This is a genomic window from Pseudomonas sp. MEJ108 (assembly GCF_030208985.1).
Taxonomy (GTDB): Bacteria; Pseudomonadota; Gammaproteobacteria; order Pseudomonadales; family Pseudomonadaceae; genus Aquipseudomonas; species Aquipseudomonas fragariae.
Genome location: NZ_JARVSW010000014.1, coordinates 131,354 through 150,599 on the forward strand (window position 1 = coordinate 131,354; position 19,246 = coordinate 150,599).

Genomic DNA, 19,246 nt, shown 5'->3' on the forward strand with positions numbered 1-19,246 from the left:
ATGCTGTAACTCTGCCCAGGAGATAGCAATGGCCTTCGATTTTGATCTGTTTGTAATTGGCGCCGGTTCGGGCGGTGTCAGGGCAGCACGTTTTGCTGCCGGTTTTGGTGCGCGGGTAGCCGTGGCCGAAAGCCGTTATCTAGGTGGAACCTGCGTCAACGTCGGGTGCGTTCCCAAGAAGTTGCTGGTGTACGGAGCGCATTTTTCCGAGGATTTCGATCATGCCAAGGGCTTTGGCTGGTCGCTGGGTGAAGCCGAATTCGATTGGGCGACGCTGATCGCCAACAAGGATCGTGAGATCAATCGCCTCAATGGCATCTATCGCAAGTTGCTGGTCGACAGCGGCGTGACGCTGCTCGAAGGGCATGCAAGATTGACCAGTCCGCAACAGGTCGAAATCAACGGTCAGACCTACAGTGCCGAGCGCATTCTGGTTGCCACCGGCGGCTGGCCGCAGGTGCCTGACGTGCCGGGACGCGAGCACGCGATCACCTCCAACGAGGCGTTCTACCTCAAAACCTTGCCCAAGCGTGTCGTCGTTGTGGGTGGCGGCTACATCGCGGTGGAGTTCGCCTCGATTTTCAACGGGCTCGGCGCCGACACCACGCTGGTCTACCGCCGCGAGCTGTTTCTGCGTGGCTTTGATGGCGGTGTTCGTACCCATCTTCACGAAGAGCTGCTCAAGCGTGACATGACGATTCGCTTCAACAGCGATATCGAGCGCATCGACAAGCAGGCCGACGGCAGTCTGCTGTTGTCCATGAAAGGCGGCGGCACACTCGAAACCGATTGCGTGTTCTACGCAACAGGGCGTCGGCCGATGCTCGACAACCTCGGTCTGGACAGTGTCGACGTCAAGCTGGACGAGCACGGTTACATCAAGGTCGATGAGCATTACCAGAGCAGCGAGCCTTCCATTCTGGCCATCGGCGACGTCATCGGAGGTGTGCAGCTGACCCCGGTCGCGCTGGCTGAAGGCATGGCGGTCGCGCGTCGACTGTTCAAGCCCGAGCAGTATCGCCCGGTAGACTACAATCACATCCCGACGGCGGTTTTCAGTCTGCCGAACATCGGTACTGTCGGTCTGACCGAAGAAGATGCAATCAAGGCCGGTCACGACGTGCAGATTTTCGAAAGCCGTTTCAGGCCAATGAAGCTGACCCTGACCGATGATCAGGAGCGCACATTGATGAAGCTGGTCGTCGATGCGAAAACCGACCGCGTGCTGGGCTGCCATATGGTGGGGCCGGATGCTGGCGAAATCGTCCAGAGCCTGGCCATTGCCATCAAGGCTGGCGCGACCAAGCAGGTATTCGACGATACTATCGGGGTGCACCCGACCGCAGCAGAAGAGTTCGTCACCATGCGCACGCCTGTCAAACGTTAAGTCACGCAGCGCCCGGAGTTCAGGAAGAGCTCCGGGGTAAAGGCTTGAAGAGGATGGATCCCGACGTGAATAGAGAACAACCACCGGCCAGAATGCCATTGCATTCGGCTGAGCAGGATCGCGAAGTCGCGCAGTACATCGACGCCTTGCGTGAAAGCGAGCGTCAGTTCAGGACATTGGCTGACAACATGAGCCAATTGGCCTGGACTGCCAGCCCCCGAGGGCAGGTCCACTGGTACAACGAGCGTTGGTATGCCTACACCGGTGCCTCGCTTGAGGCCATGACGGCCTTGGGCTGGCGCTCGGTTCTGCATCCTGAGCATCGCGAGCGGGTGATGGCGCGTTTGCAATACTGCTTTTCCACCGGTTCGATCTGGGAAGATACCTTCCCGATCCGTGGCAAGGACGGTGCGTTCAACTGGTTCCTGTCGCGCGCGTTACCCCTGCGCGATGCGCGGGGCCACATCACCCACTGGCTGGGTACTCACACCGATATCACCGCTCAGGTCAATGCAGAAGAGGCGTTGCGCGAACTCAACGAGAGTCTTGAGTTACGCGTCGCCGAGCGTACGCGTGAGCTGGAAACCGCCAATAAGTTGCTGCAGGCCGAAATTGCCGAGCGGGCGATGGCTGAGGAGGCCTTGCGTCATGCGCAGAAGATGGATGCGATCGGTCAGTTGACCGGGGGCATTGCCCATGACTTCAACAATGTACTTTCCGGCGTGATTGGCGCACTGGACATGATCAGGCTGCGTGTAGCGGCCGGGCGGATCGGTGAGGTCGCGCGCTACCTGGATGCGGCAGCGAGCTCGGCGAACCGTGCTGCCGCGCTGACCCGCAGGCTGCTGACATTTGCCCGCCGGCAGTCGCTCAACGTCACTGTAGTGGACGTCAATTGCATGGTCCGCTCCATGGAGGAGCTGTTGCGAGGCACGGTCGGCGCTCATGCGCATCTGGAGATCGAGCTGGAGGAGGGGTTGAGCGCGGTGCGCACTGATGAGCACCAGCTGGAAAATGCCTTGTTGAATCTGGTCATCAATGCTCGCGACGCTGTGCCTGTCGGAGGGAGGCTGTGCGTGCGCAGTCGCTCGTTAACACTGGCGGCGCAAAAAGAGGGTTTGCTGCCTGGCGACTACATACAGCTCAGTGTCGAAGATAACGGCTGCGGCATTGCTCGGGATGTTATCGACCAGGTGTTCGATCCGTTTTTCACCACCAAACCGGTAGGTCAGGGCACCGGGCTGGGTTTGTCGATGGTCTACGGCTTTACCCGGCAGAGTGGCGGGCACGTGCATATAGAAAGCACTGAAGGTCAGGGCACCCGGGTTCATTTGCAGCTGCCATGCGGCAAGGCTGCGGTTGCCTGAAGCTTCTGGTCATGGCTTGTCCGCTGGCTTCTTTCTGGTGGCTTTAGGCTTGTCCGGCTGATCGAGCCTGATCTGCAGGTTCTCCAGTGCTGCTTCCTTCTTGGTCAGCAACAGTTCCAGCATGCGGCTCTGCTGCTGCGCATCGGTCATGCCTTGTTTGAGCGCGGCGTTTTCGTCCTGCGCGCCGCGTAACCGTTCTTCCAGCAGGGCGCATTGGGTGCGGGCGTGCTGCTGTTGTTCTGCGAAGGCAGCATTCTGTGTGTTGGCCTGCTTCAGCTGGTCGGTCTGGCTGTGCAGTTCGCGCAGGGTGTTGCGATTTTCAGCCAGCAGTCTTTCGTTGTCTCGATTGAGCTGTGTGATGTTTTCCTGGTGCATGGCAAGGCCTTGTTGTGCCTGTCGCAGTTCCATTTGCAACTGCTGAACCTGACCTTCGTGGCGTCGCTGCTCCTGCTCGCGTTGTTCCTTGATCGCGTTGCGATAGTGCTCCAGCGCGTCGCGGGCATGCTGGTGCTTTTCTTCCAGGGAGTGGATCTGCCCGTCCTTGTCGTGCAGGCGAGCCTCCAGGTCCTGATTGGCCTGAAGCAGTCTGGCGTGTTCTGTCTGTACATCCTGCAGTGTGCGTTGCGTGTGGAGCAGGGCGGCAGCCTGCTGTTCCAGTGCCTCTTCACGCTGCTGTGCGTGCCGATCCAGTTGACCGATCTGCTCCTGAGTGGCCGCAAGTTGCCGCTGGAGGGTGTCGCGTTCGGCCTGGTGCTGATCGTGCGCCTGATCAATACGCTCTTGCGCCTGTTCCTGAAGCCTCTGGGCGAGATGCGCGACTAGGTCGCTCAATTCCTCATTGATATCCGGTGCCGGGGCTTGCGTGGATTCAAGCTCCTTCAGATAGCGGTGGATGGTGGTTTTCGAGCCCGTATTACCCATTTCGATACGTACCGCATCGATGCTGGGGTTTTCGCCTCGGGACAGCAGCGATGCTCTCGCTTTCTGCACTAAGGCCTTGTTTACACCGCCGCGGGCCATGCTCTCTCCTACGATTTCGTACTGTGGTATGTACTCTGTAATTACATACTATATATTTTGAGATAATTAGCTATTTTTTGAATTAATTAACACGGGATATTGGCGTATTATCCCGTGTCAGGCGCTGTCAGCTCCTTTTGACGCGTCGCTACCGGTACACCCGAGCAGGTTTGAGCCATGAATGACGTTGATCGCTATATCGAGGCGGCGACCCGCGACAACACGCGCCGCAGCTATCGGGCTGCCATCGAGCATTTCGAGGTGACATGGGGCGGCTTTCTGCCGGCGACCAGCGAAAGCGTGGCGCGTTACCTGGCCAGCCACGCGGGAACGCTGTCGGTCAATACCCTGAAGCTGCGCTTGTCAGCGCTGGCCCAGTGGCACGTCAGTCAGGGTTTTGTCGATCCCACCAAGGCACCGATGGTGCGCAAGGTCATCAAGGGCATTCGTGCGCTGCATCCTGCGCAGGAAAAGCAGGCCGAGCCATTGCAGCTACAGGATCTGGAAAAAGTCATCGCCTGGCTGGAGATCGAGATGCGCGAGGCAAAGGCGCAACACGACCAGCCGCGTCTGTTACGCGGTCGACGTGATTCGGCTTTGATCCTGCTGGGGTTCTGGCGCGGGTTTCGCAGCGACGAGCTTTGCCGCCTGCAAGTACAGGACGTCAAGGCCATCGCCGACTCGGGAATCAGCCTTTATCTGCCGCGCAGCAAAGGTGATCGCGACAACCTGGGCAGGACCTATCAGACTCCCGCGCTGCAGCGGCTGTGCCCGGTGCAGGCCTATATAGAGTGGATCAACTGTGCCGCGCTAGTGCGCGGGCCGGTGTTTCGGGCCGTGGACCGCTGGGGTAATCTAAGCGAGGAGGGGTTGCACGCCAACAGCGTCATCCCGTTGCTGCGTCAGGCCCTCCAGCGTGCAGGCATCGCCGCCGAGCACTACACCAGCCACTCGCTGCGCCGTGGCTTCGCCAGTTGGGCGCACAGCAACGGCTGGGACCTCAAGTCACTGATGTCCTATGTAGGCTGGAGGGACATCAAGTCGGCGATGCGCTACATTGATGCCGCTCCGTTCCTGAGCCCATCGGAGGCGGGGAGCGGTCCGAAGGTTTCTTCTATCAATAAGCTGCCTTCATAGTGAAAAGCAATCAGTGACATCAGGTTTGCCAATGAGCGATTGTCATCGATCATGCGTAAGCTTCACTTCATCGAATTCACAACCCATCCAACCCATCAGGAGATATACCGATGCCTATCATCAACAGCCAAGTAAAACCGTTCAAGGCTACCGCATTCAAGAACGGCGCTTTCGTTGACGTCTCGGACGCTGACTTCAAAGGCAAGTGGTCTGTCGTATTCTTCTACCCGGCCGACTTCACCTTCGTATGCCCGACCGAGCTGGAAGACCTGGCTGACAACTACGAAGAGTTCAAGAAGCTGGGCGTTGAGATCTACAGTGTCTCGACTGACACCCACTTCGCTCACGCTGCATGGCACAACACTTCGCCAGCCATCGGCAAGATCCAGTACACCATGATCGGTGACCCGACCCTGACCATCTCCCGCAACTTCGACGTACTGATCGAAGAAGCCGGTCTGGCGGATCGCGGTACTTTCGTGATCAACCCTGAAGGTCAGATCAAAATCGTCGAGCTGAACGACGGCGGTGTTGGCCGTGACGCTTCCGAGCTGCTGCGCAAGATCAAGGCTGCTCAGTACGTTGCCGCTCACCCGGGCGAAGTCTGCCCAGCCAAGTGGAAAGAAGGCGAAGCTACTCTGGCTCCGTCCCTGGACCTGGTTGGCAAGATCTGAGTCGCATGAATCGGCTAGGGGCGTTGAGCTCTTGAGCAAGTAAACCGCATCGCCCCAAAAAACGCCCGGGCGGTCATCGCCTGGGCGTTGTTATTTCTACCCTTTGTAAACAGGAAGCCGCCACATGTTGGACGCCAATCTTAAAGCCCAGTTGAAATCCTATCTGGAGCGGGTTACTCGCCCCATCGAGATCGTCGCGTCCCTTGATGACGGCGCGAAGTCCCAGGAAATGCTTGCACTGCTCAATGATGTGATCAGCGTTTCCAAGGACGTCACCCTGAATGACAGCGGCACCGACGCACGTACTCCGTCGTTCTCGCTGAGCAGCCCTGGCCACGATATCAGCCTGCGTTTTGCTGGTATCCCCATGGGTCACGAATTCACCTCGCTGGTCCTGGCGCTGCTGCAAGTCGGCGGCTATCCACCCAAGGTCAGTGCGGAAACCATCGAACAGGTTCGCGCGCTTGAGGGCGAATTCCATTTCGAAACCTATTTCTCGCAGTCCTGCCAGAACTGCCCGGACGTTGTCCAGGCACTGAATCTGATGGCAGTACTGAACCCTGGTATCAAGCACGTCGCTATCGACGGTGCGCTGTTCCAGGACGAAGTCACCGATCGCAAGATCATGTCGGTACCGAGCATCTATCTGAACGGTGAATTGTTCGGCCAGGGCCGCATGGGCCTGGAAGAGATTCTGGCCAAAATCGACACCGGTGCCGGTGCGCGTCAGGCGGAAAAACTCAACGCCAAGCAGGCTTTCGATGTGCTGGTCGTGGGCGGTGGCCCCGCGGGCTCTGCGGCGGCGGTCTACGCTGCCCGCAAAGGCATCCGCACCGGTGTTGCCGCCGAGCGTTTCGGTGGTCAGGTGCTCGACACCATGGCCATCGAGAACTTCATCTCGGTACAGCATACCGAGGGGCCGAAACTGGCCGTGGCGCTTGAAGAACACGTCAAGCAGTACGAAGTCGACATCATGAACCTGCAACGCGCCGACAAGCTGATTCCTGGCGCAGCCGGCGAGTTGCATGAAGTGAAGTTTGCCAGCGGTGCCAGCCTCAAGGCCAAGACGTTGATCCTTGCCACCGGCGCACGCTGGAGGGAGATGAATGTGCCGGGCGAGCAGCAGTACCGTAATAAGGGCGTGGCTTATTGCCCGCACTGCGACGGTCCGTTGTTCAAAGGCAAGCGCGTCGCCGTTATCGGTGGTGGTAACTCGGGTGTCGAGGCGGCAATCGACCTGGCAGGTATCGTGTCCCATGTGACACTGCTGGAGTTCGACGTGCAGTTGCGTGCCGACGCGGTGCTGCAGCGCAAGCTGCACAGCCTGCCGAACGTGACCGTGATCACCAGTGCGCAAACCACTGAAGTGACGGGTGATGAGCAGAAGGTCAACGGCCTGCGCTACAAGAACCGCACCACAGGCGAAGAGATCACCGTGCCGCTCGAAGGTATCTTCGTGCAGATCGGTCTGCTGCCCAACAGCGAATGGCTCAAAGGTGCCATCGAGCTGTCGCCGCGTGGCGAGATCGTGGTCGATTCCCGTGGAGAAACTTCGGTGCCGGGTATCTTCGCTGCCGGTGACGTGACAGTCGCCCCGTACAAGCAGATCATCATCGCCCTGGGCGAAGGTGCCAAGGCCTCCCTGAGCGCTTTTGACCACCTGATCCGTACCTCCGCACCGGCTTGATCGGACAGCGGTAAACAAAAAGCCCCGTGAGCGATCACGGGGCTTTTTGTTTTTCAGGCTGATCGCTCCTTGCCGGAGCGATCACCGCCAGTCTCAGAGCGGTGTAGGCTGGATGATCTCTACCCAGTAGCCATCCGGGTCCTTGATAAAGGCCAGGCTGTTCATGCGGCCGTCGGACAAGCGCTTCTGGAAGTCGACGCCCAGGCTTTCGAATCGCTCGCAGGCGACTTTCACGTCAGGCACCGACACGCAGATATGGCCAAAGCCGCGCGGGTCGCTGTTACCGTTGTGGTACGACGCTGTGGCATCGCTTTCGGTACCGTGGTTATGGGTCAGCTCTAGAATGCCGGGGATCGACTTCATCCATTCGTTGCGCGCAGCGTCGTCTTCCGGGATCTGCGCCTTGTCGACCAGCGCCAGGAAGTACAGGCTGAATTCGGCTTCCGGGAAGTCACGTTTTTCGACCAGGCTGAAGCCCAGTACACGGGTGTAGAAGTCCAGCGATTTGGTGATGTCCTTGACGCGCAGCATGGTGTGGTTGAACACAAACTGCCGGGTGGCCGCTTCAGGATTGGCTGTGACGCCCGGTAGGGTGTTGAGTTCGTGCAAGCTCATCAATGTGTCTCCAACAGAATGTACAAATAATGCCAAATGATACGGGGCAGGGCGAGCAGTGCCAAACCCGGCTTGGATAACGTCGCGTCGGCCTTGCTCGATGCCGACAACAGGCTCAGAATTTCCGGTCAACCGTTCTGGCGACCCGATCATGATCCTTTCGCACTACCGACGCTCCGTGCCAAGCCTGTGCCTGTTCCTGCTGCTGGGCACTGCCCAGGTCCATGCCGCCGATGCAATGATCGTCTGGCCCGCAGGCTGGGAGGTCGAGTCGTTACCGACCGAGTCGGGCGAGCCCGTTCAACCTTCCGTGCAGGTCAGACAGCGCGCGGTTAAAAACGATCAAAGTGGAAATCCGCTGATGGTCATGGAGCTCACCCAGACGCGCCTGACGCCGGGGCATGAAGTCAACGTCCAGGGCGTTCTGCTGGAAATGCGCAAGTCGGTTCAGGTCAATTTTGCCCGCAGCGGATTGCAGAGCGCCTGCACGCATGTCCGCGAAAGCCGGCTCAGCGTGGTGCCCGCGCTCGAAACCACCTGCACAATTACCCAGAACGGTGTGCACGTGCTGACCCAGACACTGGTCGCGGCCGCCAGCAAGGATCTGGCCTGGTCGTTGTCTTATGCGGGATCGGCAGACGGCTATGCGAGCAACAAGGATGAGGCACTGCGTATTCGCGAGAGTCTGCGTCTGGACATTACGCAGTGACATCTGCCTTTTCGCAGGCAAAAAGAAGCCCGCCGAGGCGGGCATGGGACGCTATTCCTTTAGCGGTCTTCATCATCCGAGAGTCCATGTGAAAAAAGTGTGAAGCTGCGCTGAGCTGCGCATTCGATGCTGTTCAGCGCACCGAATCATTGAGAAACAAATAGTGCTGTATCTCATCATGCTGTCGACCTGAATAATTACTCTACACACTTCAGCAACTGTTCAGGTTTGTAACTGTGTGCTGAATCGCATAATCCGGATTTATTGGCGTCATTATTCCCGCGGCATTTACCCGGTGCATTGAAGTATACGAACCGGGCAGTTCACCTAATCATGTATATGAATTTCCGGCGCGGACCGACAGGCACTGTGTGATGACGCCTGAGCACAGCGCTGCAATGCGCAGGTGTTCATCTGCAGTGCCGGAGATAAAAAAGCCCTGCACGTGCAGGGCTTCAAGTGACAACTTGCAATCAGGCACGCAGCCATGAATCAACAGTGTCTACACCGTATTGCTCTTTCCACGCCTTGAGGCCGCGATGGTTGCCGCCCTTGGTTTCAATCAGCTCGCCGGTGTGCGGGTTCTGGTACACCTTGACCACGCGTGCACGGCGACGCTTGGGCCCTGCGGGTGCAACCAGCGAGGTGGCACTCGAAGGGTCAAGGATGGCGATGATGTCACGCAGGCTTTTGCCGTAGGTGCCCATCAGGTCCTGGAGCTTTTGCTCGAATTCGATCTCCTTCTTCAATCCGGCGTCATTCTTCAACGATTCCAGCTGTGCAAGCTGTTCCTGAAGGGCTTTCTCTGCTGCTCGAAACTCGGCAAGTCTGGACAATTAATATACTCCAACAATGTAATGGCTGTTGTCAGCCCTATAAAGCGATGAGACAAAACTGATGGGTCGATTCGCTCACTCGAGGGTGCCCGATACCTGCGGTTTCTATGCTGAAACTTGGCCTTTGCGGCTTGTCGTTGTGCAGATAGAGGGTATTTATAACTCAGTCGCCCGCAAATGATGCACTTTTTTTTTCAGTTAGAAAATAGCCTTTCTCAAATTCGTTAAATGGCATGGGGGAACGATGTTGGATATAGGGGGTGATGTCCGTGTTGTAGGCTGAGGGGTGTTGTAAGTTATTTCCGATATTAGCCATGGATGGAAAACGTGCCATGAGAGAGTGGAGGGCTTAGAAAAAGAAATATCCCACAGGCAAAAGGAGTGTTGGGTGAGGAAATGGCCGGAATGTCTGAAGGCCACGTGCTGAAAGGCGCGTAGACCCTTCAAAGATGGCCTTTCGCCCGTCTCAGCGTTGCGTTTGTGACCCTACAGTCCCTGTTGCAGCACAGGGTCATCCGGGTTCTGCTGCTCGAGCTCGGCCAGCAGAATCTGCACGTTTTGCAACTGGCCGTTCTCTTTCCAGTACTGGATCAGCAGCACCCTGGCCTTGCGATTGGCGGGCTGGTTCTGAACGATCTGGGTCAACTGGCGCTGTGCCGCTTCGAGCTCGTTCAACGAGTGCAGGGCCACCGCCAGATCATAGCGATAGTCGTTGTTGTCGGGTGCCAGTTCCGTGGCCTTGGCCAGGCTGAGCACGGCGAATTCAGCCTGGCCGTGGTTCAGCAGCCACATGCCCAGCGCATGCTGGAGCAGGGACGAGCCAGGATTGTGCTCCAGCAACTGTGCGAAAAGGCCGCGCGCCTGCTCGGCCTGGCCCTTGCGGTCCAGTAATTCGATGTGCGCCAGCGCTGCTTCGATATTGCCCGGGTCCAGCGCGGTGGCCCGCTGTAGGGCCGCGAGCGCAGGTTCCAGGTCGCCGGTCTGCAGATACAGCCTGGCCAGTTGCAGCTGGTTTTGGGCGTTTTGCGGCTGGCTCTTGAGTGATTCCTGAAACGCCTCGGCACTTTGCTGCAGAACGGCAAAGTACAGGCCCAGCTCATCGGGGGAGAGGCCAAGCAGGGCGCCGGTGGCGCGAAACCTGACGGATTGTTCGGCGTCATCCAGCAGCGGGCCGAGCAACAGACTGCGCTGGCTGTTGGAGACCAGCCTGACGCTGACATCGATGGCCGCTTCGCGCACTTGCGCGGACGGGTTACTCAAGGCCGCATCGAGCAACTTGAGGGCCTGGGGGCTGGGGTAGTCGCTCAGTTCGGCGAGCAGGCTGATGCGTTGTGCGTCAGACAGGTCAGTCCGCGCCAGTTGTTGGTACAGCACGCGCGCGGCACCGGGTTTGCCGTCATGTGCCTGCTCCAGCGCCTGGGCATAGGTATGACTGAGCTTGGCCGGGGCCGTCTGCACGGGCATGCGCCACCACCAGAAAACCAGCGAAAGCACCAGCAGCGCTGCAGCCGCTGCGCCGATCAGCCAGCGACGTCGAGAAGTGGGTTGAGGCGATAACCCCGTGGTAGAAAGTCTGGGCATATCGATTTCCAATGCTTGACGGGTTGCAGCTTCGGGGAGTGGCTGGCAGCTGTCAAACGGCAATCATGATGCAGCCGGATTTCAGGCAAAAAAAGCCCCGCGGCCTGATCGGGCGCGGGGCGGGTTTACCGGCTTTTCAGGTTCAGGCCTGAGGTTGCCAGCCGCCACCCAGTGCCTTGTAGATGGCCACAATGCCACGGTACAACTCGATTTCTGCCTGCGCCTGAGCGTCCTCGGCCGCCAGGCGCTCGCGCTCGGCATCCAGCAGGACCAGAAAGTCCGCCGTGCCTTCGCGATACTGCACCGACGCCAGTCTGGCCGCCGAGCGACTCGCATCGCTCTGGCGCATCAGTGAGACCAGCCGCTGCTGGCGTTTGTCGTAGTCGCTGAACGCGTTCTCCGACTCTTCCAGCGCGAGCAGCACCTGCTGCTCATAGTTGGCGAGTGCACCCTCGGCATCGGCGTCGGCACTGCGAATCTGCGCCCGGACACTGCCCAGATCGAAGGCCGCCCAGGTGATGCTGGGGCCTAGCGACCAGGCTCTGGCCGCTGACGAACCGATCTGCGAGCCGCGTCCGGCGGTAAAGCCCAGAAACCCGCTCAGGCTGACCCTTGGGAACAGATCGGCAGTCGCGACGCCGATACGGGCGGTCGAGGCAGCGAGTTGTCGCTCGGCTGCGCGGATGTCGGGCCGATTGCGCAACACTTGCGTCGGGTCGCCAATCGGCAAGGCCTTGGCGATGGCCGGCAGCTTGCTCGGGCTCAAGTCGACGCTGAGGTTTTCCGGACGCTCGCCCAGTAACGTGGCGATGCGATTGCGTTGGCGAGCCTGCTCGGCCTGCAACTGCGGAACGGTCGCCTCGACGGCGGCCAGTCGTGCCTCGGCACGCACCACATCCAGCTCGTTGCCCACGCCCGCATCGCGCAATTGCGTGGTCACGTCCTGAGAACTTTGCTGATTTTTCAGGTTGTCGCGGGCAATGGCTTCACGCAGCTGTGCGCCGCGCAGTTGACCGTAGGCGTCGACCACCTCGGCAATCAGCGTGACCTGCAGCTGATAGAGGTTGGCCTCTGCAGCGTCCTGATCGGCATCGCTGGCTTCCAGCTGGCGCTGTATACGTCCGAACAGGTCCACTTCCCAGGCCATGTCCAGGCCCAGGTCATAGCGCTCGCTGTTGACCCGGCGCTCGGTGATGCCGGGTTGCTGACCCTTGCCGATGTCGCTGCTGGCGCGGCTGGTCACCACTGGCATCACATCGTTGGCGACGTCATCGCGAATGGCGCGCGCCGACTTGAGCCGGGCGAAGGCGACGCGCAGATCGCGGTTGCCGTCCAGTGACCGGGCTACCAGTTTGTTGAGGGTCGGGTCCTCAAACTGCTGCCACCAGACCCTGTCCACTTTGCTGCGGTCATAGTTGCCCTGGGCGGCGGAGGCCAGTTTCGCTGGCGCGGTGACCGGTGCCTTATAGTCCGGGCCTACGGCGCAGGCCGCCAGTGCCATGACCAGCAGGCTCGGGATGAAGACTTTGTACGCACTCATCAATGCATCTCCGCAGGCAGGTTTTGCTGGCTGTTTACCCTGGCGGCCTTGCGGGCCTCCTGGCGTTCGACGTAATTACGGATAAGCACGTAGAACACCGGCGTCAGCAGCAGGCCGAAGAAGGTGACCCCCAGCATCCCGGAGAACACCGCGACACCCATGGCATGGCGCATCTCGGCACCTGCACCGCTGGACAGCACCAGCGGCACGACACCCATGATGAAGGCGAACGAGGTCATCAGGATCGGACGCAGACGCAGGCGGCAGGCTTCCAGTACCGCATCCAGCGGGCTCATCCCTTCGGCCTGTTTATCCTTGGCGAACTCGACGATCAGAATCGCGTTCTTGCACGCCAGGCCTACCAGTACGATCAGGCCGATCTGAGTGAAGATGTTGTTGTCGCTGCCAGCGATCATCACCCCGGCAATCGCCGAGAGCAGGGTCATCGGTACGATCAGGATCACCGCCAGCGGCAGGCTCCAGCTTTCGTATTGGGCTGCCAGCACCAGAAACGCCAGCAGCACACAGAGCGGGAACACGAACAGCGCGGTATTGCCCGAAAGGATCTGCTGATAGGTCAGGTCGGTCCATTCGTAGATCATGCCGGTGGGCAGTTCCTCGCGAAGCAGTTTCTCGACTGCCGCCTGAGCCTGACCAGAGCTGTAGCCCGGCGCTGCCGCACCGTTGATTTCAGCAGTGATGAAGCCGTTGTAGTGCATGACGCGGTCAGGGCCTGCGGTATCGCTGACCTTGACGAAGGTCGCCAGCGGGATCATCTCGCCCAGGTTATTGCGCACCTTGAGCTGACCGATCTGATCGGCATCCTGACGGAACTGCTGTTCAGCCTGGACATTGACCTGATAGGTGCGGCCGAAGCGGTTGAAGTCGTTGGCGTACAGCGAACCCAGATACACCTGCAGGGTGTCGAAAATATCGCTGACTGCCACGCCGTGGGTCTTGGCTTTCTCGCGGTCAATCGCGGCATCGACTTGCGGTACGTTCACCGTGTAGCTGGTAAACAGTCCGGCCAGTTCCGGCACGCTGCGGCTTTTGGCGATGATGTTCTGGGTTTCCTTGTACAGCTCGTCATAGCCGAGGTTGCCACGGTCCTCGATTTGCAGACGGAAGCCGCCGATGGTGCCCAGGCCTTGTACCGGTGGTGGCGGGAAGATCGCCATGTAGGCTTCCTGAATCGAAGCGAACTGACCGTTTAGTGCACCGGCAATCGCGTTGGCCGAGAGGCTCGGGTCCTTGCGTTCGTCGAACGGTTTGAGGGTCACGAACACCACGCCGTTATTCGGGCTGTTGGTGAAGCCGTTGATCGACAGCCCCGGGAAGGCAATCGCATCCTGCACGCCAGGCTGCTTGAGGGCCAGCTCCGACATGCGCTTGATGACATCCTCGGTGCGGTCCAGGCTTGCGGCGTCCGGCAACTGGGCAAATGCGACCAGGTATTGCTTGTCCTGGCTCGGTACAAAACCGGTTGGTGTGCTGGCAAAGCCCATCCAGGTCAAAACCATCAGGCCCGCGTAGACCAGCAAGGCAATACCGCTGCTGCGAATGACCCTGGCGACCGTGCCGACATAGCCGTGGCTGGCTTTCTCGAAAAAGCGGTTGAACGGACGGAACAGCCAGCTGCCGAGCATTTTGTCGAGGAACCGCGAGAAGCGATCCTTGGGCGCGTCATGACCTTTGAGCAATACCGCCGCCAGTGCAGGCGACAGGGTCAGCGAGTTGAAGGCGGAAATGACCGTCGAGATGGCGATGGTCAGCGCGAACTGCTTATAGAACTGCCCGCTGAGCCCGGAGATAAACGCCGCAGGCACGAACACGGCGCACAGCACCAGCGCCGTCGCGATGATCGGCCCCGTCACTTCGGCCATGGCCTTGTGCGTGGCGGCGACCGGTTCCAGGCCCAGTTCGATGTTCCGTTCGACGTTCTCCACCACCACGATGGCATCGTCGACCACGATACCGATCGCCAGTACCAGGCCGAACAAGGACAGCGCGTTCAGCGAGAAACCGAACATATGCATGACCGCAAAGGTGCCGATCAACGAGACCGGTACGGCCACCAGCGGGATGATCGACGCGCGCCAGGTCTGCAGGAACAGGATGACGACCAGCACTACCAGAATCAGGGCTTCGAACAGCGTGTGAATCACCGCCTCGATGGAGCCACGGACGAAGATCGTCGGGTCATAGACGATGCTGTAGTCCATGCCTTCCGGGAAGCTTTGCTTGAGCTCGGCCATCCGTGCCCGTACATCGTTGGAGATGTCGATGGCGTTGGAGCCGGGACGCTGGAAGATCGGGATCGCGACCGCAGGCTGGTTGTTGAGCAGCGAGCGCAACGCGTACTGGCTGGAACCCAGCTCGATGCGGGCAATGTCCTTGAGGCGAGTGATTTCGCCATCGGCACCGGCGCGCACGACCACGTTTTCGAACTCTTCCTCACTGACCAGACGGCCCTGAGTGTTGATCGACATCTGAAAGCTGGTGGCATTCGGGGAGGGCGGGGAGCCCAGCTGGCCTGCGGCTACCTGACGGTTCTGCTCGCGAATCGCATTGACCACATCAGTGGCGGTCAGGTTGCGTGAGGCGGTCTTGTTCGGATCAAGCCAGACCCGCAGTGAATAGTCGCCCATGCCGAACAGTTGCACGTCACCGACGCCGCCCAGTCGCGCCAGCTCATCCTTGATGTTGAGCACGGCGTAGTTGGACAGGTACAGCATGTCGTAGCGTTTGTCCGGCGAGGTCAAGTGCACAACCATGGTCAGGTCGGGGGAGGCCTTGTCCACCGTGATGCCGATGCGTGTCACTTCTTCAGGCAGCTTCGGCTCGCTGCGGGTCACGCGGTTCTGCACCTGCACCTGCGCGTTGTCCAGGTCAGTACCCAGTGCGAAGGTGATGGTGAGGGTGAGCTTGCCATCAGCGGTGGCCTGCGAGGACATGTAGAGCATGCCTTCGACACCGGTAATCGCCTGTTCCAGTGGCGAGGCCACGGTTTCGCCGATCACCTTGGGGTTGGCGCCGGGGAAGTTGGCGCGCACCACCACGGTTGGCGGAACGACTTCCGGGTATTCGCTGATCGGTAGCTGGAACAGCGAGATGGCACCGGCGATCAGGATCAGCAGCGACAGCACTGCGGCGAAGATCGGCCGTGAAATAAAGAATTTGGAGAAGTTCATCGGACGAGTCCCTTAGCCGCGCGGCGCGGCAGCGCTGGCGATTTTGACGGCCGCTTTGGGCGCCACTTGTGGCAGGTTGCTGGCTTCGAGGGCCTGGCGTTGTTTGAGCAGTGCGGCGAGGGTGTCGGCGCTGGCCATCGGAGTGACTTCAGGGTCCACAGGCTGGCCGGGACGAACGCGCTGCAAGCCTTTGACGACGATGGTGTCATCCTTGGCCAGACCATTGCGCACAATGCGCAGGCCTTCGATTTTCGGCCCCAGCTCGACAGCCCGGTAAGCGGGCTTGTTGTCCTTGTCCATGACCAGCACAAACTTCTTGCCCAGGTCGGTGCCCACTGCTTCGTCATTGATCAGCACGGCCGAGTAAGTGCCGCTGCCCACCAGTTTCAGGCGTGCATACAGGCCGGGGGTAAACGCACCGTCGGCGTTATCGAACACGGCGCGGCCACGAATGGTGCCGGTCCTCGGGTTGACCTGGTTGTCGACAAAGTTCATCTGGCCCAGGTGCGGGTTGCCGGGTTCGTTGGACAGCCCCAGGTACACCGGCGTGGTCTGACCGCGCTGGCCTTTGCGGGCCAGTTCGGTGTATTTGAGGAACATGCGCTCGTCTGCGTCGAAGTAGGCGTAGACCTTGTCGGTGGAAACCACGCTGGTCAGGGCGGTGACATCGGCGGTAACAATGTTGCCAGCGGTGATTTCGGCACGGCTTACGCGGCCTGAAATCGGTGCGGTGACCCGGGTGAAACTGAGGTTCAGTCGAGCCAGATCCAGTTGCGCCTGGATGGCCGCGACACCGGCCTTGGCTTCCTGCGCCGAGGTGGTACGCGATTCGGCCAGCTCGGCGGAAATCGCATTGTTGCTGCGCAGACGCTCACCGCGCTGCGCTTCGCTGTCACTGCGCGAAGCAACTGCGCGGGCCTGTTGCAACTGGGCTTCGAGGCGGCGGACTTCCGACTGGAAAGGGCGAGGATCGATCTGGAACAGCAGATCGCCTTTCTTGACCAGCGCGCCGTCGGTGAAGGCTACCTGATCGATCTGGCCGGAGACCCTTGGACGCACTTCGACCGTTTCAGGTGCTTCGAGACGACCGGTGAATTCATCCCACTCGTTGACTGGCTGCTCCAGTACCTTGGCCACACTGACCTTGGCCGCGCCAGGCGCACTGGTGGCTTCCGGCGCACGGCCGCAGGCACTGATGACGATCAAGGCGAGGGCGGTGAGAGGGTAGCGCAGATGGCTGATTGTCTGGTGCATGGGAAGTTCCGCCAATAGTGAAGAATGGGGCGGATTCTGTTGCGCACGGGGTGTTATTAACGAATCGAATAAACCGAAGGTTACTATCACCGACAATGATGAGTACCTATAGGTCTGTGAAACTCCCTGGCCGAGCGAACCTGAAAGTGGACTTCGGCCAGGTATTTGGAGCTGAAAGTGCTGCCCTGACAGAGCGCCAAAAAAGCTCATGTCATATTGCTATCTCGTCGATCAATCTTTGCAATCGCCGCGACTATTAAGTTGTTCCGCGGACAGTCGATCCTTGGGTATCACGATAAATCCCCAGGAAAAATTTATGAAGTCGACATGGCTGGACAATTTGAAGGTCAGCAAAAAGCTGAGTGTAGGCTTCGGTCTGATACTGCTGGGCGTACTGACGGTCACCGCGATCGGTTACCTCAGTACCAACCTGCTGATCGAACGGCTGGGCAAGGCAGCCAAGGTTTCTGAGGTGAAGGCCGATGCGCTGAGCCTCAGGATCGCTGCGCAGACCTACACCGCCAAGCCTGACGCGAGCAATTCGCAGGGCTACACGTCGGCTCTGGACAACCTGGGCAAGACCATCGAGGACGGCCTGAAGATTCTGACCGTTCCGGTCAACGCCGATATGCTCAGAGGGATTCGCGACCAGGCGGGTGTCTTGAAGCAAACGTTCAGCCAGTTGGTCGATAACAATCGGCAAATTGATCAGGCCATGCAGCCGCTCATCACCATTTCCGAACAGGTCAGCGGAAGTTTCGAAACACTGCTGCAAAAGACCTTTGACGACGTTTCCCGCTCGCTGGACCAGAGCGGCATCGATCAGGTGAAGATTGCCGGCGACCTGCGCAATGGCATGACCAACTTTCGCCTGGTGTTTCGCCGTTATATCAGTATCCCGACTGCTGAAAACAGGCAGATTACTTTCGACGCTGCCGACTCGCTGATCGCTCAGGTGGGCAGCGCGCGCAATCAACTGCCGAACAAGGCCGGCCCGGCGGTGGATGAGGCGCTCGCGGCGCTGCAACAGTACAAGTCGTTGATGGTCTCCATCTCGCAACTGATGCAACAGAACGATCAGATTCGCGACAGCCTTCGCCAGCAGTCAATGGACATCGTCACCAGTGCGGAAAAGCTGATGGCGGGTCAGGTGGTCAGTGCCAATAAAGAAAAAGACAGTGCAGTAACCCAGCTGCTCACCGTGGCGGTGATCGTATTGCTGCTGGGTATCTTCGCGGCGATCCTGATTACCCGTCAGATCACCCGTCCGCTCGATTCGACTGTGATCGCGGCGCGTCGGATTGCCGACGGCGATCTGACCAACGACCTCAGCACCAGTCGCCAGGATGAGCTGGGCCTGCTGCAAAACACCATGCAACACATGACCGTATCGCTGCGGACCCTGATTGGCGGTATCAGCAATGGTGTGACACAGATTGCCACGGCAGCCGAGGAGCTTTCAGCCGTCAGCGAGCAGACCAGCGCGGGTGTCACTCAGCAGAAACTGGAAGTCGATCAGGTGGCGACCGCCATGAACCAGATGGCGTCCACCGTCCAGGAAGTGGCGCAGAACACTGAAGATGCATCGCAGGCCGCCAGACAGGCCAGTGATCGTGCCGCCCATGGCAGCAGCGTGGTGCAACACGCCACGCGTGAAATCAGCCAGCTCGCCGGTGAAGTGGGACAACTGGGCGAGGCCATGCAGCGCCTGATTCAGGACAGTGACAAGATTGGCGGTGTCATCGATGTGATCAAGGCGGTGGCAGAACAAACCAACCTGCTGGCCCTCAATGCGGCGATCGAAGCTGCACGTGCAGGTGAGCAGGGCCGTGGCTTTGCCGTGGTGGCCGATGAGGTGCGCTCGCTGGCTCAGCGTACACAGTCATCCACGACTGAAATCGAGGCGCTGATAAAATCCTTGCAGGATGGCACCGGCGCAGCGTCGGAGCTGATGAATGCCAGCCGTCAACGCACTGAAGGCACCGTGGCGCTGGCGCGACAGGCCGAAGACTCGCTGCTTGAAATCACTCATTCGATCGTGACCATCGAACAGATGAGTCAACAGATTTCTGCCGCCGCTGAAGAGCAGAGCGCCGTGACCGACGAAATCAATCGCAGTGTCATCAGCGTACGCGATATTGCCGATCAGTCGGCCACGGCCACTGAGCAGAGCGCGGCGTCTACCGTGGAACTGGCGCGCCTGGGCAGCAACCTGCAGGACATGGTTGCGCGCTTCCGGATCTGATGG

13 protein-coding genes and 2 pseudogenes are annotated in these 19,246 nt (G+C 59.5%); 8 read left to right on the forward strand and 7 right to left on the reverse strand.

Features of this window, described 5'->3' with window-relative positions; translation table 11 throughout:
* Positions 1 to 28: 28 nt before the first annotated feature.
* Both gorA and QRN50_RS08305 read left to right on the forward strand, forming a co-directional pair.
* The gene (gene gorA / locus QRN50_RS08300) at positions 29 to 1,387 is read left to right on the forward strand and encodes a glutathione-disulfide reductase (protein ID WP_003400696.1); all 1,359 of its coding nucleotides are present in this window, start codon (positions 29 to 31) and stop codon (positions 1,385 to 1,387) included.
* A gap of 92 nt (positions 1,388 to 1,479) precedes the next feature.
* Positions 1,480 to 2,754 (forward strand): hybrid sensor histidine kinase/response regulator, encoded by a 1,275-nt coding sequence (locus QRN50_RS08305; RefSeq protein ID WP_050594015.1) that lies wholly within the window; start codon positions 1,480 to 1,482, stop codon positions 2,752 to 2,754.
* Between the two features lie 9 nt (positions 2,755 to 2,763).
* On the opposite strand, the gene QRN50_RS08310 is transcribed toward QRN50_RS08305, so the two are convergent.
* Entirely contained in the window at positions 2,764 to 3,774 is a 1,011-nt protein-coding gene (locus QRN50_RS08310; RefSeq protein ID WP_058821899.1) for a DNA-binding protein, read from the reverse strand.
* A gap of 177 nt (positions 3,775 to 3,951) precedes the next feature.
* Between QRN50_RS08310 and QRN50_RS08315 the strand changes: the two genes are divergently transcribed.
* The 3 genes from QRN50_RS08315 (at position 3,952) to ahpF (ending at position 7,272) form a co-directional block, all read left to right on the forward strand.
* Positions 3,952 to 4,911: a site-specific integrase gene (locus tag QRN50_RS08315; RefSeq protein WP_096126519.1), complete on the forward strand. Its 960-nt coding sequence runs from the start codon at positions 3,952 to 3,954 to the stop codon at positions 4,909 to 4,911.
* Between the two features lie 110 nt (positions 4,912 to 5,021).
* Positions 5,022 to 5,585 carry an alkyl hydroperoxide reductase subunit C gene (gene ahpC / locus QRN50_RS08320; protein ID WP_002553298.1) on the forward strand — a complete coding sequence of 188 codons (564 nt, stop codon included), beginning with the start codon at positions 5,022 to 5,024 and terminating at the stop codon, positions 5,583 to 5,585.
* 124 nt (positions 5,586 to 5,709) lie between these two features.
* Positions 5,710 to 7,272 carry an alkyl hydroperoxide reductase subunit F gene (gene ahpF / locus QRN50_RS08325; protein WP_003315309.1) on the forward strand — a complete coding sequence of 521 codons (1,563 nt, stop codon included), beginning with the start codon at positions 5,710 to 5,712 and terminating at the stop codon, positions 7,270 to 7,272.
* A 93-nt stretch (positions 7,273 to 7,365) separates the two neighbouring features.
* Here the strand turns inward: ahpF and gloA are convergent, their stop codons facing one another.
* Positions 7,366 to 7,887: a lactoylglutathione lyase gene (gene gloA / locus QRN50_RS08330; RefSeq protein ID WP_003315308.1), complete on the reverse strand. Its 522-nt coding sequence runs from the start codon at positions 7,885 to 7,887 to the stop codon at positions 7,366 to 7,368.
* 100 nt (positions 7,888 to 7,987) lie between these two features.
* On the opposite strand from gloA, the gene QRN50_RS08335 reads away from it, so the two are divergent.
* A complete protein-coding gene (locus QRN50_RS08335; protein ID WP_058821898.1) occupies positions 7,988 to 8,596 on the forward strand; it encodes a DUF4946 domain-containing protein in 609 nt (202 codons plus the stop codon).
* Positions 8,597 to 9,069: 473 nt separating this feature from the next.
* Here the strand turns inward: QRN50_RS08335 and QRN50_RS08340 are convergent, their stop codons facing one another.
* The 5 genes from QRN50_RS08340 to mexE all read right to left on the reverse strand — a co-directional run bounded on the left by QRN50_RS08340 (position 9,070) and on the right by mexE (position 16,998).
* Positions 9,070 to 9,432: a histone-like nucleoid-structuring protein, MvaT/MvaU family gene (locus QRN50_RS08340; RefSeq protein ID WP_002553302.1), complete on the reverse strand. Its 363-nt coding sequence runs from the start codon at positions 9,430 to 9,432 to the stop codon at positions 9,070 to 9,072.
* Between the two features lie 486 nt (positions 9,433 to 9,918).
* Positions 9,919 to 11,013, reverse strand: a complete 1,095-nt coding sequence (locus QRN50_RS08345) for a tetratricopeptide repeat protein (protein WP_011268125.1) — start codon at positions 11,011 to 11,013, stop codon at positions 9,919 to 9,921.
* 142 nt (positions 11,014 to 11,155) lie between these two features.
* Positions 11,156 to 12,553: an efflux transporter outer membrane subunit gene (locus QRN50_RS08350; protein ID WP_024641505.1), complete on the reverse strand. Its 1,398-nt coding sequence runs from the start codon at positions 12,551 to 12,553 to the stop codon at positions 11,156 to 11,158.
* Positions 12,553 to 15,744: an efflux RND transporter permease subunit gene (locus tag QRN50_RS08355; RefSeq protein WP_011268123.1), complete on the reverse strand. Its 3,192-nt coding sequence runs from the start codon at positions 15,742 to 15,744 to the stop codon at positions 12,553 to 12,555. Before QRN50_RS08355 ends, QRN50_RS08350 begins: the two co-directional genes overlap by 1 nt.
* Positions 15,745 to 15,756: 12 nt before the next feature.
* Positions 15,757 to 16,998: a multidrug efflux RND transporter periplasmic adaptor subunit MexE gene (mexE, locus tag QRN50_RS08360; RefSeq protein ID WP_096126518.1), complete on the reverse strand. Its 1,242-nt coding sequence runs from the start codon at positions 16,996 to 16,998 to the stop codon at positions 15,757 to 15,759.
* 316 nt (positions 16,999 to 17,314) lie between these two features.
* On the opposite strand from mexE, the pseudogene QRN50_RS25820 reads away from it, so the two are divergent.
* A pseudogene (locus QRN50_RS25820) lies at positions 17,315 to 18,337 on the forward strand (methyl-accepting chemotaxis protein); the annotation flags it as partial.
* Between the two features lie 309 nt (positions 18,338 to 18,646).
* Positions 18,647 to 19,243, forward strand: a pseudogene (locus tag QRN50_RS25825) (methyl-accepting chemotaxis protein); the annotation flags it as partial.
* Positions 19,244 to 19,246 lie beyond the last annotated feature (3 nt).